Source organism: Aliidiomarina quisquiliarum, from assembly GCF_023922585.1.
Lineage (GTDB): Bacteria > Pseudomonadota > Gammaproteobacteria > Enterobacterales > Alteromonadaceae > Aliidiomarina > Aliidiomarina quisquiliarum.
The window spans coordinates 271,057-288,756 of sequence record NZ_JAMFTN010000014.1 but is presented as its reverse complement, the minus strand read 5'-3'; the positions used below and the strand labels follow the sequence as shown (position 1 = coordinate 288,756).

Annotated in this window: 16 protein-coding genes; 12 read left to right on the top strand and 4 right to left on the bottom strand. The window is 47.0% G+C overall.

Annotated elements, in window-relative coordinates:
* Positions 1-58 precede the first annotated feature (58 nt).
* The 6 genes from M1L23_RS04055 to uspE all read left to right on the top strand — a co-directional run bounded on the left by M1L23_RS04055 (position 59) and on the right by uspE (position 5,635).
* Entirely contained in the window at positions 59-571 is a 513-nt protein-coding gene (locus tag M1L23_RS04055; protein ID WP_252625840.1) for a FixH family protein, read from the top strand.
* A gap of 12 nt (positions 572-583) precedes the next feature.
* The gene (locus M1L23_RS04050) at positions 584-2,986 is read left to right on the top strand and encodes a heavy metal translocating P-type ATPase (protein ID WP_252625839.1); all 2,403 of its coding nucleotides are present in this window, start codon (positions 584-586) and stop codon (positions 2,984-2,986) included.
* 9 nt (positions 2,987-2,995) lie between these two features.
* On the top strand, positions 2,996-3,184 hold the full coding sequence (ccoS, locus tag M1L23_RS04045; protein ID WP_252625838.1) for a cbb3-type cytochrome oxidase assembly protein CcoS: 189 nt from the start codon (positions 2,996-2,998) through the stop codon (positions 3,182-3,184).
* A complete protein-coding gene (locus tag M1L23_RS04040) occupies positions 3,181-3,834 on the top strand; it encodes a sulfite exporter TauE/SafE family protein (protein ID WP_252625837.1) in 654 nt (217 codons plus the stop codon). The genes ccoS and M1L23_RS04040 overlap by 4 nt, the downstream gene beginning before the upstream one ends.
* A gap of 14 nt (positions 3,835-3,848) precedes the next feature.
* On the top strand, positions 3,849-4,595 hold the full coding sequence (fnr, locus tag M1L23_RS04035; RefSeq protein WP_252625836.1) for a fumarate/nitrate reduction transcriptional regulator Fnr: 747 nt from the start codon (positions 3,849-3,851) through the stop codon (positions 4,593-4,595).
* A gap of 116 nt (positions 4,596-4,711) precedes the next feature.
* Positions 4,712-5,635, top strand: coding sequence for a universal stress protein UspE (gene uspE / locus M1L23_RS04030; protein ID WP_420840621.1), 924 nt, complete (start codon positions 4,712-4,714; stop codon positions 5,633-5,635).
* A gap of 59 nt (positions 5,636-5,694) precedes the next feature.
* Here the strand turns inward: uspE and M1L23_RS04025 are convergent, their stop codons facing one another.
* Together M1L23_RS04025 and M1L23_RS04020 are read right to left on the bottom strand one after the other, a co-directional pair.
* Positions 5,695-6,570, bottom strand: coding sequence for a glucosaminidase domain-containing protein (locus M1L23_RS04025; RefSeq protein WP_252625835.1), 876 nt, complete (start codon positions 6,568-6,570; stop codon positions 5,695-5,697).
* Between the two features lie 32 nt (positions 6,571-6,602).
* Positions 6,603-7,433 (bottom strand): DUF2189 domain-containing protein, encoded by an 831-nt coding sequence (locus M1L23_RS04020; protein WP_252625834.1) that lies wholly within the window; start codon positions 7,431-7,433, stop codon positions 6,603-6,605.
* A 140-nt stretch (positions 7,434-7,573) separates the two neighbouring features.
* Between M1L23_RS04020 and M1L23_RS04015 the strand changes: the two genes are divergently transcribed.
* From M1L23_RS04015 to M1L23_RS03995, 5 genes are read left to right on the top strand one after another with little or no spacing between them, the layout of a single operon-like run.
* Positions 7,574-8,311 (top strand): pseudouridine synthase, encoded by a 738-nt coding sequence (locus M1L23_RS04015; protein WP_252625833.1) that lies wholly within the window; start codon positions 7,574-7,576, stop codon positions 8,309-8,311.
* A 46-nt stretch (positions 8,312-8,357) separates the two neighbouring features.
* Positions 8,358-9,476, top strand: a complete 1,119-nt coding sequence (gene mnmA / locus M1L23_RS04010) for a tRNA 2-thiouridine(34) synthase MnmA (RefSeq protein WP_252625832.1) — start codon at positions 8,358-8,360, stop codon at positions 9,474-9,476.
* Entirely contained in the window at positions 9,473-10,159 is a 687-nt protein-coding gene (locus tag M1L23_RS04005; protein ID WP_252625831.1) for a lysogenization protein HflD, read from the top strand. The genes mnmA and M1L23_RS04005 overlap by 4 nt, the downstream gene beginning before the upstream one ends.
* Before the next feature lie 21 nt (positions 10,160-10,180).
* Positions 10,181-11,569, top strand: coding sequence for an adenylosuccinate lyase (gene purB, locus M1L23_RS04000; protein WP_252625830.1), 1,389 nt, complete (start codon positions 10,181-10,183; stop codon positions 11,567-11,569).
* Positions 11,570-11,571: 2 nt separating this feature from the next.
* Complete coding sequence (locus tag M1L23_RS03995) at positions 11,572-12,783, top strand: cupin domain-containing protein (protein WP_252625829.1); 1,212 nt, start codon at positions 11,572-11,574, stop codon at positions 12,781-12,783.
* Between the two features lie 40 nt (positions 12,784-12,823).
* On the opposite strand, the gene M1L23_RS03990 is transcribed toward M1L23_RS03995, so the two are convergent.
* Positions 12,824-13,234: a DUF4826 family protein gene (locus M1L23_RS03990; RefSeq protein WP_252625828.1), complete on the bottom strand. Its 411-nt coding sequence runs from the start codon at positions 13,232-13,234 to the stop codon at positions 12,824-12,826.
* A gap of 285 nt (positions 13,235-13,519) precedes the next feature.
* On the opposite strand from M1L23_RS03990, the gene M1L23_RS03985 reads away from it, so the two are divergent.
* Positions 13,520-14,569 (top strand): Glu/Leu/Phe/Val dehydrogenase dimerization domain-containing protein, encoded by a 1,050-nt coding sequence (locus M1L23_RS03985; protein ID WP_252625827.1) that lies wholly within the window; start codon positions 13,520-13,522, stop codon positions 14,567-14,569.
* A gap of 76 nt (positions 14,570-14,645) precedes the next feature.
* Here M1L23_RS03985 and ydiJ read toward each other — a convergent pair whose 3' ends face one another.
* Positions 14,646-17,696, bottom strand: coding sequence for a D-2-hydroxyglutarate dehydrogenase YdiJ (gene ydiJ / locus M1L23_RS03980; protein WP_252625826.1), 3,051 nt, complete (start codon positions 17,694-17,696; stop codon positions 14,646-14,648).
* Positions 17,697-17,700: the final 4 nt, after the last annotated feature.

Below are 17,700 nucleotides of genomic sequence, written 5' to 3'. Positions count from 1 at the left end.
TTGGAAGCCCCTACTTTGTTAGGGGCTTTTTGTATCACCTAACATCATGAGGTTGCTTATGTCGACTAAGCAGATGAACCACAAAAACACCGGCCCTTGGTACAAACACTTTTGGCCTTGGTATATTGTTTTCATGAAGCTTGCCGTATTAACCGCTATTGTTATTACCGCGGTAATTGTTAAAAAAAACCCCACCTCAATGGTTATCGACGACTACTACAACGAAGGCCGAGCCATTAACTATAAGCTCGACCGCAAAGAGCGTGCTTTAGAACTCGACATAAAGTTACAGGCAAACGTGGTCGACGGTATATTTACATTACAGTTTGTGTCGGGCGAGCCTGCGCAACGTACGGCCCTAAGGGTTATGTTTTACCACCCTACCCTTGATGATCGCGACTTCGACCTTTTAGTACCTCACGCTTCGGCAGGTATTTATCGCACCGAGTTTCCAACCGGCATTACCGGCCACTGGCGAATAGATATTGAACCCTTTGATCAAGAATGGCGTATTAGCAATTCAATTAACCTGCCTTTCAGTAAAAGTATTCTTATTGTTCCTGAGTTTTAAGGTTTTTCAGCTATGAACAACGCTCAGCATTGTTTTCACTGTTTTCAACCTATTCCACGCGGTGTCAACATTACCGCACAAGTAGCTGGTATCAACCAGCCCATGTGCTGCTATGGCTGCCAAGCGGTAACAGAAACCATTGTTGAGCAAGGTTTAACGCATTTTTATAAATACCGCGACGTAGACGCTAACCAAGGCCCGGCACTGATTCCGGAAGAGCTAGCCGGCTTAGACGAACAATTAGCTGCCTACGACGACACTGAAATACAAAAAGAATTTGTGCTTACCCAAAACAACCATAGTTCTGCTTCGCTAGCGGTTGAAGGCATGACCTGTGCCGCTTGTGCTTGGTTAATTGAACGCCAATTGGGTAATCATGCTGGGGTTGAAAAAGTAGTGGTAAACGCTACCACCGACCGTGTACATGTTACTTGGGAATCTGAAAACACCACTTTAAGCGCTATTTTGAAATCGATTCATCGGGTGGGCTACAAAGCCTTACCCTTTCAGCAAGCTGACATTGAAGAGCAATACGAACGCCAACGGCGCAGTTATATTCGCCGCTTAGGCGTAGCTGGCATTGCCTCTATGCAAACCATGATGGTGGCCGTTGGCTTGTATTACGACGACATCGATTCCACCACCCGGCTGTATTTTTGGTGGGTGTCGTTGTTATTTACTGCGCCCGTATTTGTGTATAGCTGCCAACCCTTCTTTAAAAACGCTTGGCGTGCACTGCGGTCGAAGTCGTTGAATATGGACGTGCCCGTTAGCCTAGCCATTATTTTTGCTTTTTTTGCAAGCTTTTACGCCACCATAACCGACACCGGCCAAGTGTATTACGAATGTGTCACCATGTTTGCTTTTTTCTTACTGTCGGGGCGTTACCTTGAATTACTCGCGCGGCAAAAAGCCATTACCAATGCCGCCAACTTAATGAAATTAATTCCCGCCATTGCTGAAAAACAAACCACCGAAGGCTGGCAAAAAGTAATGGTGAAGCATTTACAGCCTAACGATATTATTCAAATTCGCCCAGGCGAAGCCATTCCCGTCGACGGCCTGTTACTGTCTGATCAAGGCTGGTGCGACGAAGCTCAGCTTACTGGTGAAAGTCGGCCTATTGCTAAACGGGCCGGCGATATTATTTATGCGGGGAGTATTAATCAAGAAAACCCCATTCGCATTGAAGTAACCCATACCCATCAAAACACGCTGTTAGCGGGTATTATTCATTTACAAGACGAAGCCTTAGGACAAAAGCCCCGCGTAGTGCAGCTGGCCGATCGGGTTAGTAAGTATTTCGTGTTGGCCACACTTATTATTGCTACTGGCACTTACATCGGTTGGTATTTTGTCGCCCCAGAAAAAGCCTTTTGGACTGTGCTCGCCGTATTAGTAGCAACCTGCCCCTGTGCCCTGTCGTTAGCGGCACCAACCGCCATGAGCGGCGCTGTAAGCCGGTTAAACCAAAGTGGTATACTACTGAAGCAAGCCAACGTGTTAGCTGCGCTACCGCCAATTAAAACCATTTGTTTTGATAAAACCGGCACACTCACAGAAGGTCGCTTTAGCATATTAAACCATTGGAGTTTGTACCCAGCCCAGCAAGCCGAGAACGAAGCCATAGCAGCTGCACTTGAATTTGCCTCGGAACACCCTATTGCTCAGCCTTTTCGGCGCTTAGCCCAGCCTGCACAGCTAAATGAAGTCACCAACATACCTGGCTTAGGCGTAGTAGGTAGTGTTGGCAGCGAGCAATACCGTATTGGCAGCCTAGAGTTTATTCAGCAGTTGCTAGGCGAAATAGAAAGTCCATTACCACAAGCTAATGTGTTTTTAGCCAGCAAAGAAGGCTTAATTGCTGCCTGGCGAGTAGACGATGAGCTGCGCCGCGATGCTGAAGAAACCATTCAGTGGTGTCATGCACAAGGGTTTCGTACCATTATGCTTACAGGCGACAACCACGAACGGGCCCAGTTTATTGGTAACCAGCTTGGCCTCGACAACGTGCATGCGCAATTAAAACCCACCGACAAGTTAGAATTATTACGCACCCTGCAACAGCATGGTCCGGTGCTTATGGTTGGCGACGGTATTAACGACGCGCCGGTATTGGCACAAGCGAATGCGTCGTTCACCTTTGCTTCGGGCTCTGATCTTGCTCAGGCGGGTTCCGACGTGGTGATTTTAAATGGTGAATTATTGGCCATTCGGCGTTTATTCGACACGGCTACCCAAGTGCGCAAAGTAATTCGGCAAAACTTCGCTTGGGCGTTAGGTTATAATGGCATTATCTTGCCACTGGCGGTAGCGGGTTTTATTGGCCCGCTTTGGGCCATGTTGGGTATGTCAACCAGCTCATTGATTGTTATTAGTAACTCGCTGCGCTTACTGCGCCGGCAACGCTATTAAGGAGGCCCAATGGAATACTTACATATTATGGTGCCCGTTGCGGTGCTTATAGTTGTTGCTATTATTGGCCTGCTTTTTTGGGCTGTGCGCACCGGGCAATTCGACGACTTAGAGCGTCAAGGCTACAACATTCTACTCGACGACGAAGCACCAAAAGAACAGCATAAAGCAACCGGCAAAAAGCAGCCCAAGCCATGAATGTTATCGACTACTGGGCTGCTTTATTAATGGGTATTGCCGGTAGTGGGCATTGCATTGCTATGTGTGGTGGCCTTGCCGGCGCTATGGGCTTGCAGCAAAGTAAAACACGTATTGTACTTTATAACCTTGGCCGTATAACCAGCTATATGATTGCCGGCGTTTTGGTTGGCTCGGCATTTTTTGGCCTAGCGCAATTACAGCCTTCATTTTTAATTTGGATGCGTATTGCGGCAGGAATAATGATGGTATTATTAGCCGCCTATTTACTGCGCATAAATGTTGCCCTGCTCTGGTTAGAACGCCTAGGTGCAGTATTATGGCGGCGCCTACAACCTTGGTCGAAAAAATTTAACCGTAATAGCCAAACCAGCCATATTTTCGCCGCCGGCATGTTGTGGGGCTGGCTTCCTTGCGGCTTGGTTTATAGCGCCTTGTCGTGGGCCGCCCTGTCTGCTTCGCCGGTATCGGGTGGTTTTTTTATGCTGTTATTTGGTGTAGGTACTTTGCCAAGCATGTTATTCTTAGGTATGGTTAGTCATCGCATGCAGCATCTGTTAAAGTCAGCCAAATTTCGTTGGGCTTCTTCAATTCTTTTAGCAGGTTACGGCGTAACAACAATCATTATTGGGTTAATGCAGCTGCGTTAGTTCTAGGAGTTTAGATGTCCACTGAGAATCGTTCAGCAAACTATATTAATTGTCAAAATTGCGGCATCAACCAGTTGTGTTTGCCTTACACCTTAGACGATAGTTCCTTAACTAAGCTCGACTCTATAATTGAACGCAAACGCCCTTACCAACGTGGCGACACCTTATTTCGGGCCGGCGAGCCCCTTACCTCGTTATATGCGGTTCGTTCTGGCAGCTTAAAAAGTTACATATTAAATGATAATGGCGAAATGCAAATTACTGCGTTTCATTTGCCAGGCGATTTAATTGGCTTTTCTTCTATTTCCGACCAACGTTACCAAGGCTTTTCTGAAGCCTTAGAAACCAGCATGATATGCGAAATTCCTTACGACAACCTTGAATTGTTAAGTGGCCAGGTACCAACCTTGCGGCGGCAAATAATGCGCCTAATGAGCGACGAAATAAATGCCGACAAGCGCATGCTTGGCTTGGTTACGTCACGCAATGCCGAAGCTCGGGTGGCCACCTTCTTACTTGAACTATCGTCGCGTTTTCAAAAGCGTGGTTTGTCATCTTCAGAATACCGCCTAAGCATGACCCGTGCTGAAATTGGCAATTATTTGGGCTTAACCGTTGAAACCGTAAGCCGCTTGCTAGGCAAATTTCAGCGTGAACATATAATTAAAGTAAGTGGCCGTTTGGTCAAGCTTTGCGATATTAACCGTATTGGTGAAATAGCAGGTTTGTCGCCCATTCCTTGCCAAAAAAAACAAGCCTAACCGTTCACTGAATTACCTAGCTAGAATACATAACTAGAAAAGTTGTACGGGTTAAGCCACATGAACTAAGCTTGCTTATAATGAAGTCACTTTTCCACCCACAAGGAAGGTTGCTTATGTATCAAAATATTCTTGTTGTACTTGACGCTGAAAGCGACGAGCAAAAAGCGCTGTCACGCGCCCTTCATTTAGCTCGTATCATGCCTGTTCAACTTACATTGTTTGTTTCTATTTACGACTTCGCTTATGAAATGACCACCATGCTGTCGGGTGAAGAACGTGAACAAATGCGTAGCTCGCTGATTGAAGATAGGCACCAATGGGTAAATAGCCTATTAGCTGAAGCAAACGCCACTGACTTAGCAATTAACATAGAAGTGGTATGGCACCATAGGCCCTTTGAAGCCATTATTCGCAGTGCTCTTAAACATGGCCACGACCTTATAATTAAAGGCGCCAAAAAACATGGTGCCTTGCAAAGCGTTATTTTTACCCCTACCGACTGGCATTTATTACGCAAAGCCCCCTGCCAAGTATTGTTGGTAAAAGAGCATGCTTGGCCTGAAGAAGGTGGCCAAATACTTGCTGCTGTGCATGCCGCAGCGGAAAGCGACACCCACCAAGCGCTGAACAAGAAGGTTATTCAAAGCGCCAACGCCATGAGCGAAAAGCTCAAGGCAAGATTACATTTAGTAAACTGCTATCCGTCGGCCCCTTCGGCGATAGCCATTGAAATACCAGAGTTCGACACTTTCCAGTACCAAACCAGCGTAAAAGCATTCCATGAAAACGAACTTACTAAGCTAGTTGCCGCAGCCGCTGCTACTATTCATAAAACTCATTTAGTGGAAGGCATGCCAGAAGACGCCATTCCGAAGTTAGCGAAGGAAATAGATGCGGGTTTAGTGGTATTAGGTACCATTGGCCGTACTGGCATTTCAGCAGCGCTGCTTGGTAATACGGCCGAACACGTAATAGGTCAATTAAATTGCGATTTACTGGCCTTGAAGCCCGACGGCTTTAAATGCCCCTTTGAATAAGGTGTTGCGAACTACAATCAGCTAACAAAGCAGGCTAATTACGCCTGCTTTGTTTATGGTTAGTGATTATCTTCTAATTCGTCGCGTACCACTTCAATAATAGGTCGGTTTACACGAATCATTTGCTGCAGCTCGTGTATGTAGTCTTCCCCGCGGGTGGAATAGCTCATTAAGCCTGCCGTTAATGGCACCGCTGTAATAGGCTGTTCATTAGTGCGCAAGCCATAACGAATTGAGCGTAGCTCTTGGTACGCTGCATGGGTGTTTAAATTTCTAATGTAGCTTTTTACCGACGCTTCCATAGAATTAAACAAACGTACTTCATAGCTTTCACCACTTGGGCGTTGGTCGGGTACAATGCCGCAACCCTCGGTCCAGCACCACTGGCCAAAAAAGTTCAAGGCACTTTGGGCAAAACGCGACGTGCCCCAACCGCTTTCGTTGGCAGCTTGAATCAGCACTAAGGTTTCCGGCACAATATCAACACGGCGTAGTAGCAAGTTAAAGCGACGGGTGCGATCATTAGCATCAACTCGATAATACTCACTTAAGTCGTCTAACCATTTCGTTTCTCTGCTGGTTAGGGCTTTACCTTGTAATACTTTTTCGTGCAAGCGCAAAAGAGTGTCGCGCTGAGCAAGTATGTGTTGATTTTCAGATTGTATAGCCGGCAATAAATAGCTGAAAAAAGCCACTTTACGTTCAAGCACTTGGTTAATATTGCCAAAGTCGGGCACTTCTTTCGTGCCATGGCTAATTTTAGCATTCACCGGCGGCAGCATACGCTGGGTTTTAGAAAATGGAATGCCGCCTGCTTCACCTTGATGAGAGCTATCTGACTGAAACGCAAATATAAGCAATATGGCCACAAATGCAGTGGTTATCAGCGCAATAAGCCCTAATGTTTTTTTATTTGTCATGATCTTATTTATCATTTTGGTATCCTTTTACACCACCTTACTTACTACTATAGGATGTTGTTCTTTGCTATTACGTGCGTTTCAATGCCAAAGATCTCTCGGTATAAAATGCCTTTTACATTATAAAACAACGGTATCACCCAAATAAGGCCAATACCCAAAGTAAAAATAGACAGCATAAAAAGAATAGTTAAAACCGCATAAATAGAAAGGAAGGCAAAAAATTGCCGAAACACCACGGTTAGTGATATACGAATGGCTTTCAACGGGCCGAGCTGATCTTTAATAACCAGTGGCACCGCTAAGCTTAAACCTACAGCAAAGGTTAAAGATATTAGCATAAAAATACCAAGTAATGTATTTACAGCCAGTCCCAATGGGCTAGCTAACATAATACCCAGTGTTACCAGCGCTAACATACCAACCATTTTAACCACTTCGATAGCCGCAATAGGCCATGCCCCAGCGAAATGACTAAACACCATTTTCGGAGAATTCTCAGGCACTAGAGTAGTTTCGCCTTCGCTGCTTTTAACGTGGCGCACGGCATTGCGTAGGCCCATGCTTATTAGCCCAGCTAACAGCACCGCCACTACTACTTGTAATACCAGCTGGCTTACCAGCATGCCGAAAGGAATAACACCGGTTTCTTCTATGGTGGCTAAATCAACTTGTAATGGCTCTAAAATAACACTGCCAGCAATAGCAATTAAATAAATAATAATTGCCCCTAATAAAAAAGGTGGCTTGGTGGTTTTAGTTAATTCCCAGGCCTCTTGTAAAACTTTGTTGTTGTCTAACTTGAAATTGTTCGACAAGGCGTTCCCTGGGCTGCCGCCAATGCGTTTTACTAGGGGGCCATTATTCACTTCATTCATTCGTATTTTCCAATTCTGCTGTTATGCTTATGACATGACAGTTCGCATTGTACCGCACTTTCACTGGTAATTTGAAAGCAAATCAGCAACTACCCCTACAACAAGCGGCGATTTTGTTGTTCTACCCAAATGAGTAATTCGTGAATAAAAAACCTACTACAGGCAAAGCCACTGCTGTAAAACGCAGCCCAACAACTCGTTCACCACGCCCTAAGCCTAGTGCTAGCGCTAACCCCAAGGCTTTTGCTAGTAACAAGTCCGCGGCGTGGAAAACCAAGCCCCGCCGCCCTCGCCCAGCTACGCCACGGGTGCTTTTATTTAACAAGCCCTTTAATACCCTTTGCCAGTTTAGTGGCGAGCCTAGCGACAGCTTATTAAAACACTTCATTCCAGTGGCCAACGTATACCCAGCGGGGCGGCTCGATAAAGACAGCGAAGGCCTATTGTTATTAACCAACGACGGCATTATTCAAGCGCGCATTACCGACCCGAAACAAAAAATGCGCAAGTCGTATTGGGTACTGGTGGAAGGCGAACCAACCGCCGAAGCCTTACAGCAACTTAAACAAGGTGTGCTGTTAAACGACGGCAAAACCTTACCTGCTCAAGTGGAAATAATTGCACCACCTACACTTTGGCAGCGCAACCCACCAGTGCGGGTACGTAAAGTAATTAAAGACACCTGGCTTAATTTAACCATTACCGAAGGCCGTAACCGCCAAGTGCGCCGAATGACAGCCGCCATTGGCCACCCCACATTACGCTTGGTGCGTCATTGTATTGGTAATTTTAACCTTGAAAACCTTCAGCCTGGCGAATACCGCGAGCTAACCACCGCCGAGATACCTACCGAGCTTCTACCACAACAGAAAAAGTGATAGAATTCAGCGCCCAAATACTGGTGTTTGTAATTAAAGGTTTGTCATGACTAAAACAACGTCCCCTCGCGTTATCGTAGGTATGTCCGGCGGTGTCGACTCGTCGGTTTCAGCTTGGTTATTGCAGCAACAAGGCTACCAAGTTGAGGGGCTTTTTATGAAAAACTGGGAAGAAGACGACACCAATGAATATTGTGCCGCTGCCGACGATTTAAAAGACGCCCAAGCGGTGTGTGAAAAGCTAGGCATTGAATTGCATACGGTGAATTTCGCCGCAGAATATTGGGACACGGTGTTCGAGCACTTCTTGTCAGAATATAAAGCAGGCCGCACCCCCAACCCTGACATTATGTGCAACAAAGAAATTAAGTTTAAAGCCTTTTTAGACTTTGCTGCCGAAGTGTTGAATGCCGACTACATTGCTACCGGGCATTATTGCCAGCGCCGTGAACATAACGGTAAATTTCAATTATTACGTGGTGTTGATCAAAGCAAAGATCAAAGCTACTTTTTGTACACTCTTAGCCATGAGCATGTGGCCCGTACCCTATTTCCTGTGGGTAACATTGAAAAAACCGAAGTACGCCGTATTGCTGAAGAGCAAAACTTAATTACCTTTGATAAAAAAGACTCCACCGGCATTTGCTTTATTGGCGAGCGTAAATTTAAAGACTTCCTCCAGCAGTACTTGCCAGCCCAGCCAGGCCCCATTGTTGCCGTTGACGGCACTGAACTAGGCCAACACGAAGGCTTAATGTATCACACCATTGGTCAGCGCAAAGGTCTGCTTATTGGTGGTTTAGCCAATGCAGGCAACGACCCTTGGTATGTGGTGGACAAAAACGTTGCCAGCAACGAACTTATTGTTGCCCAAGGTAATCAACACCCACGGCTGTTTTCCAAAGGTTTAATTGCTGGCCAAGTACATTGGGTAAATCGCGAAACGCTTACCCAGCCTTTGCACTGTATGGTTAAAACCCGCTATCGCCAAGAAGACATTCCTTGTGTGGTTACGCCCCTTGAAAACGGCGACTTAGAAGTCATGTTCAACGCCCCTGTAGCCGCCGTTACACCGGGCCAGTCGGCGGTATTCTATCTTGATGAAGTATGTTTAGGTGGCGCTATTATTGAGTCGCGCATTACTGATTTCGAGGTTGCATTGTGACCGAGTGGCAACAACGTGTGTTTGCCTTAGCCGGTTTATGCCAAGCCGCAGCCTGTGTACAACAGCTGGCCCACCGTGGGCAGGTAACCCCAGCAGAAGCAATTAACCCATTGGTTAACTCGGTGTTAGCTGTTAATGCAGCGTCTATTGAAGACATATACGTCACCGACACCCATTATTCTATTGCGGCCAACGCCGACCACAACACGGATCAGCACAGCACTAACCCTGGCCACAACCCGCTGCACATTGGTTTACAAATATTTATTAACCAATTTGCCGGTAAAGGTGCGAAAGACCAGCAACAAGTAGAGCTGGTTATAAATATGCTTAGGTTAGAACGAGTGCTTAACGGTAACAGCAAAGCAGTGAGTGAATTAGCCGCTGGCTTAACCCAAGTGGCGCGACAAAAATACGACTTTAACGTCGATAACTACCGTATTATGGAAAACTTGGCAGGCTTATACAGTGGCATTGTTGGCCCTTTAGCCCGCCCTATTCTGGTAAAAGGCAAGCCCGCACTGCTAAAACAGCAGGCTATTCAAAACCAAATACGTACCTTACTGTTAGCGGGTATTCGTAGCGCTGTATTATGGCGCCAAGTAGGCGGCAAAAAACGCCATGTTTTATTTCATCGCGGCACCATGGTGCAGGCGGCGAACTCACTTCTTTTAACTTCTTAGCAATCAGCGGAGCCAATTATAATGGACCTTTCCAGTTTAAGTGCAATTAGTCCTGTCGACGGTCGTTACGGCAGCAGAACAGCTAGCCTACGGCCTTATGTCAGCGAATTCGGCCTTATTCATCAACGTGTTATTGTTGAAGTACGGTGGCTACAAAAACTTGCTCAAATCGACGCTATTGCTGAAGTACCGCCCTTGTCGCCGGAAGCTAATTTGTTTTTAAACCAAATTATTAGCGAATTTTCAGAACAAGACGCCGCCCGCGTAAAAGAAATAGAACGCACTACTAACCACGACGTAAAAGCGGTTGAATACTTTTTAAAAGAAAAAGTGGCGAGCCATGCCGAATTAGCAGCGGTGAGCGAGTTTATTCACTTTGCTTGTACATCGGAAGACATTAACAACCTTTCCCACGCCCTTATGCTACACAACGCCCGCGACGAAGTGGTTATTCCGGCGGTTACCGAACTACTGCAAAAACTAGCAGCGTTAGCCGTTGAATACGCCGACATTCCAATGATGTCGCGCACCCATGGCCAGCCGGCTAGCCCTTCTACCTTCGGCAAAGAATTTGCTAACGTGGCAATTCGGGTTGATCGCCAACTGTCGCAAATAAAAGACATTGAATTTTTAGGCAAACTAAATGGCGCAGTAGGTAACTATAACGCCCACCTTTCCGCCTACCCAGAAGTAGATTGGCACCAGGTTTCAGAAGAATTTGTTGGCTCGCTAGGTATTCGTTGGAACCCCTACACCACGCAAATAGAACCCCACGACTACATTGCCGAGTGGTTTAACGCCGTAGCCCGCTTAAATACTATTTTAATCGACCTAAACCGCGACGTTTGGGGCTACATTGCCCTTAATCACTTTAAGCAGCGCACCGTTGAAGGCGAAGTTGGCTCGTCTACTATGCCCCATAAAGTAAACCCTATCGATTTTGAAAACTCGGAAGGTAACCTTGGTTTGGCCAATGCTATTTTAGGCCATTTGGCCGAAAAATTACCCGTATCACGCTGGCAGCGCGACCTAACCGACTCTACCGTGTTACGTAACCTGGGCGTTGGTTTAGGCTATAGTTTCATTGGCTGGCAGGCCACCTTAAAGGGCCTCAGCAAGTTAGAAATTAACACCGCTGTACTAGCTGCCGAACTCGACCAAAACTGGGAATTACTGGCTGAGCCGGTGCAAACCGTAATGCGTCGTTATGGCATTGAAAAACCATACGAAAAGCTGAAAGACCTCACCCGTGGTAAGCGTTTGTCAGCCGCCGATATGGCCGCCTTTATTGACAGCCTAGACATGCCCGCTACCGCCAAGGCCGAATTGAAAAAATTAAGCCCTGCAAACTATATTGGCGACGCGGTACGGCTAGCGAAAGACGTTACCAAGCACTTGGAAAACCTGTAACCATGAAACAACTCCGTGACTTCGACACCGAAGACTTTAAGCGCCGTTATTGGCAACAGCAACCTGGGGTATTTCGTCAAGTTATGCCTGATCTGGTTGAGCCCTTGTCGCCAGACGAGCTGGCTGGCTTAGCGCTAGAGCCAGGGGTCGATTCACGGGTTATTTGGTGTGAACGAGGTCGGTGGCAGCTTGAACATGGTCCTTTCGACAACTATGCCAAGCTGGGCGATTCCCATTGGACCTTACTGGTGCAGGCGGTGAATGAACATTACCCACCTGCCCGCCACTTGTTACGCCATTTTGAATGGCTACCCGACTGGCGTATCGACGACTTAATGGTTAGCTTTGCCACGCCTAAAGGTGGTGTTGGCCCCCATGTGGACCAATACGACGTGTTTATTATTCAAGGCAGTGGCCGCCGCCAATGGCAAATTGGCCAGCCCGGTGGTTTAGAAACCATAACCCCACACCCTGAACTAAAACAAGTAAAAGGCTTTACCCCCATTATTGACGTGGTGCTCGAGCCCGGCGACATGATTTATATTCCGGCGGGTTTCCCCCATGAAGGAGTAAGCATTGAAGCCTCGGTAAATTATTCCGTTGGTTTTAGAGCCCCTAGCCAAGCCGAGCTGCTGTCGGCATTAGCCGATAAAGCCTTAGACGAAGACCTATTAACAACACGGTTTAAAGACACTAGCGGCTCGTTAGCAGCACAAGCAAACCAGCCTTCGTGGTACTTGCCGGCCAGTGCAGTTACTGCCTTTAAAGATCTTGTTACCTCAGCCGTGGCAAACGAAGCACTAATGCAACGCCTGTGTGCGGTGTACTTGTCACAAAATCCACGGCCACCCTTACAGTTTTGGCCTGAACAAAGCATTACGAGCGAACAGCTACTGGCTTGGTTAAGCACCAACCCACAGTATTTAACGGCACCTGGTTTGCGCTGGTTAACGGTGCACGAAAAGTCGGCAAACACGGCTGAAGTTGAACTAGCGCTGTACGTGCAAGGGCAACGCTTCTTAGCCGACAGCGACACAGAACAGTTATTAGCCCTGTTTAAAGCGCATGAATCGTTGAACAGTAACTTTATCGCCGCCCGGGTAAAAGCGTCGGCAGCGGCTTCTGCCCTAGTGCTGTGGTTAGTAAATGAAGGGTATTTAGTGCCAGAATACAACGAAGAAGATTACCAAGACGAGAGCGAAGAAGAGAGCTAAACCCTCTTCTTCATTACCCTTTTCTTCATCGTTAAGGTTTTTATTCCTGCCAAAGAGACGGGTTTTCGCTGAGCGGGTATATTTTTTCCGCACTACGAATTAATATTTGGGCAAACTCTTGTTGCTTGGCATCGCTAGGTAATTCGCTGGCCAATATTTTGTCGGCTTTTAACTGCCAACGATACGAAAAATAACGCAACGCGTCTTGTGGGGTGGCCGCAAAACTTGCATCAATGTGGTCAGTCGGTAAGTCGTTACCGGTAATGGCCCACACTTTTTCCGTTAACCCTTGCAGGGTAAATTTCCATACGGCCAAGTGGGGGGCAAAATAGCGGCTTTCTTTGGTTAAAATAACATTGGTAATTAAGCCACGCTCGGCAAGATAAGCATTCGCCCGTTGAAACTGGGCGCGTACCCACTCTTGCATTTCTTGTTCGGTCATTGCGGTCATGTTAATACTCTTTATCAACTGCTTTTTTGGTTAGGCTGAAGCTTATCATTTACCATCAAAACAGGGAATAACTTCCCACGGCTTATATTACCGCTCTCCTTTAAGGTCATTCTAACGGTGGTAGTAATAACAAAGGCGTCGCTCTGGTTCGACCTGTTTGCTGTAAAGAACTCTTACAAAATAACCTTTTCATGTACTATTTATATTAAGCTAGCGACTAGCGCTTAAGCACGCAAAGTGGTAATTTACGCTGCGTTTTAAGACAACTAAATAAGGGTAAACTTCATGTCCCTGTTTGAACATAAAGAATTTGATAATCACGAACAAGTGGTTTTCTGTCACGATCAAGAATCAGGTTTAAAAGCAATTATTGCGGTGCACGACACTACTATGGGTCCATCGTTAGGTGGTACCCGTATGTGGAATTATGCATCGTCTGCCGAAGCACTAACCGACGTACTACGTTTGTCGCGCGGCATGACCTATAAAAGCGCTTTAGCTGGTTTGCCACTAGGTGGCGGCAAAGCGGTTATTATTGGCGATGCGAAAACCGATAAAAGCGACCCGCTATTTAAAGCCTATGGCCGTTTTATCGACTCTTTAGGTGGTAAGTACATTACTGCCGAAGACGTGAACATTCGCACCACGGATATTGCTGTTATTAGCACCCAAACTCGTTATGTAGCTGGTACCGCTGAAAAAGCTGGCGACCCTTCACCACATACGGCGCTAGGTGCTTACTTAGGTTTAAAAGCAGCGGTTAAACATGCCCTAGGTAGCGAAGACTTAACAGGCGTTAAAATTGCCTTACAAGGACTCGGTGCAGTTGGTTATGGCTTAGCAGAATATTGTGCAAAAGACGGTGCCATATTGTTTGTAAGCGACGTAAACCAAGAAGCGGTTGACCGTGCCGTAAGCAAATTAGGTGCTACAGCCGTTAGTATTGACGACATCTACGACCAAGACGTTGACGTGTACTCGCCTTGTGCCTTAGGTGCCACCATTAACGACGACACCTTAAAGCGTATTAAAGCCAAAGTTATTGCAGGTAGTGCCAACAACCAGTTAGCTACCGCGGCTCACGACAAAATCGTCAAAGACATGGGTATTTTGTACGCCCCTGACTATGTGATTAATGCCGGTGGTGTTATTCACGTTTGTTCTGAAGCGGCAAGCTTTAGCAATGAAGAAACGGCGGCTCGAGTTCGTAACATTTACAATACGCTCGACAAAATATTCACTCGCGCGAAAGAAGAAAACCGTCCTACGGGCGAAATTGCCGACGAAATGGCACGTGAAATATTGGCAGCGAAAGCGGCAGAGCATAAACTATAGTTAACTCGCTTGCTGAACTTGCAGTTAAAGCCTAACGACCCAGTCGTTAGGCTTTTTTTATGGTTGCTAATAAGTTTTAGTTAGCTAACAGCTCGGCCAACACCGTTAATGGGTGCACCGGCTTAGCGTAACTTGGGTTGTTAGGCTTGCCAAAACGGTCGCTTTGGCAGCGGCACGAAAAGCCTGTTGCTAAAGGTTGTACACCCTTCTTTTGCAATTCGTGTTGCCAGTTCAGGCTAAATATTTTTTCACTTAAAGCCTTTTGGCTCACTTCATGGCCAAAGCTGCCCGCCATACCACAGCAGCCGGTTGCTGGCGTGGCTAAAGAAAGCCCTAACACGTTAAAAATAGCCGCCCAAGCAGACTTCACCATAGGTAATGCGGTTTGCTCGGTACAATGGCTTAATAAGTTATAAGCGGTATTAGTTGGTGTTACGGCAATGTCTTTCGGCATAAACTTCAGCAACCATTCATGGGCTAACAATACTTGAAAGTCGCCCCGCTCGTTACCTAACGCTTGCTGGTACTCGTCGCGAAAGCACAAGGTAGTTGCCGCATCAAGGCCAACTAAGGGTATGCCCTTGTTATGCAGTTCATTTAAAGCCGCCGCGGTAAGCTTTGCTTGCTGCGCAAATTCAGTTAAAAAACCTTTTACATGCAGGCCTTTACCGTTGGCCATAAAGGGCATAACCACCGGGGTTTTACCACATTGTTCGGCCACGGTTAAAAACGCTTCTAGCAGCTCGGGCTCATAACACGAAGTAAATACGTCTTGTACCACCACCACATAGTCGGTGGGGGTGAAATATTCCGTGGCCGCCACTTTGGTAAAATTATCCCAGCTAATTAAATTACGGCGTACTTTTAACCGTTTTTGCAAGCTGGGCACAGCAAAAACTGGGGTGTCCGTATAACCTGTCAGCTTAGCTTGTGCTAATCGGCTTAAGCGGTTATTCAATAAGGCATTAGCTAGCCGCGGCACACGTGCCATACGGGGTAATAATTTTTCAGCATCGCGCACTAAGTAGTCTTTTACGGGCCGGGCATACTGGCTAAAGTAATAGTTATAAAAACGCGACTTGTGGGTTGGAATATCAACACTTACTGGACATTGAGTGGTACAAGCTTTACACGACAAGCAGGTGTCCATTGCCTCGCGCACTTCATGGTTAAAGTCTGGCTTTTGTTGCCAGCTATTTAGCAGCCGTTGTAACCAAAAACGTTTTTTCGGTTGGCCCAGTTCATTGCCATTGGCATGGGTTAAACGCAGCCATTCCCGTAGTAAGGTGGCCCGCCCTTTCGGTGAAAAGCGCCGATCTTGACTGCCCCGATACGACGGACACATGGGCGTTTTAACGTCGTAGTTAAAACATAAGCCATTGCCATTACAGTCCATGGCACTTTGCCAGGTTTCGCGCACATCGAGCGGTATTTGCCGATCAAACCAACCCCGTTTGCGATCATCCACCGACACCAGCGAGGCTTCGGAATCAACCGGCGTGCAAATTTTACCTGGGTTTAGCCTATTTAGTGGGTCAAATACAGCCTTTAAGCAACGTAATTCATAAAATAGCTCTAGCCCAAAAAACTCTGGGCCATATTCAGAACGATACCCTTTACCGTGCTCGCCCCACATTAAGCCACCGTACTTGGCCGTAAGGTGCATTACTTGATCGCTCACCCGGCGCACCACGGCTTCGTCTTCTTCGTCTATTAAGTCGAGCGCGGGGCGCACATGCAACACGCCTGCGTCGACATGCCCAAACATGCCATAACGTAAATTTTCCGCGTCAAGTAAGGCGCGAAATTCATCAATATAGTCGGCTAAATGCTCCGGTGGTACGGCCGTGTCTTCCACAAAAGCCACTGGTTTTCTGCGGCCCTTGGTGGCGCCAAGTAAACCTACGGCTTTTTTACGCATGGCGTAAATGCGCTGAATACTAGGTAAGTCGGCACACACCTGATAGCCAATAACCCCGCTTTCGGTTGGGTCGAGCTGATCCAGCGTGGCACACAAAGAAGCTACCTTATCGTTTATATCGGCTTGGTTAATGGCGGTAAATTCCACCATATTAATGCCGTCCATGGTAAAGCCTGGCACGTCGGTTAATAGGTCTTTTACCTCGTTCCAAATAATGTCGTTACGGGCAAGATCAAATACCGTGGAGTCAACGGTTTCTACCGAAGTGGCGCGCGCTTTTACTAGGCTTGGAGCATGGCGCAAGGCCGCTTGGAAGTTTTGGTATTTAACATTCACCAATACTTTGTGCTTTGGAATGGGAGTAATTGTAAGCTTGGCTTCGGTTACCAAGGCTAAAGTACCTTCTGCTCCGGTAATCAAGCGCGACACATCAATAGTGTCGGCTTCTTTATCCCAGGTATGCTGCAAATCGTAACCGGTTAAAAATCGGTTCAACGGCGGAAACTTTGCTTCAATGGCCGCCCGTTGGTCTACACAACTAGCCAGCACTTGCTTATATATAGCACCAAGGGTGTTCGGTAACTGTGCCAATTCCGTGGCTTTTGCTCGGCTTATGGGCGCCGTATTTAATTCTTGGCCATTGGCTAAATACGCCCGCAAAGCCAACACGTGATTACTGGTTTTGCCATACACCAAAGAGCCTTGGCCTGAAGCGTCGGTGCCAACCATACCACCAATGGTGGCGCGGTTACTGGTGGACGTATCAGGCGCAAAGAAGTAACCATGGGGCGCTAAGAAGTCGTTTAAGGCGTCTTTTACTACCCCTGCTTCCACCCGCACCCAACCTTCAGCAAGGTTTAATTCAAGAATATTGGTGAAGTAGCGGCTTAAATCAATCACCACGCCTGGGGTTAGCGACTGGCCATTCGTGCCAGTACCACCACCGCGCGGCGAAAAACTAATATGCTGATGCGCAGGCCGGTTGGCTACCCGTAGCAGGCACTGTAAGTCGTTCGAGCTTTTGGGGTAAACCACCGCTTGCGGCAGTTGTTGATAAATACTGTTGTCGGTTGCAGCAATTAAACGCCCCCCATAGGAGGCGTCAATGTCGCCTATAAACCCTGCGCTACCTAATGCTGTTAGAAAATATTCCGTTTCTTCAGCCACGCGGGGTAAATCATTTAGCGTGGGTAACGCAGTGGTCATGTTA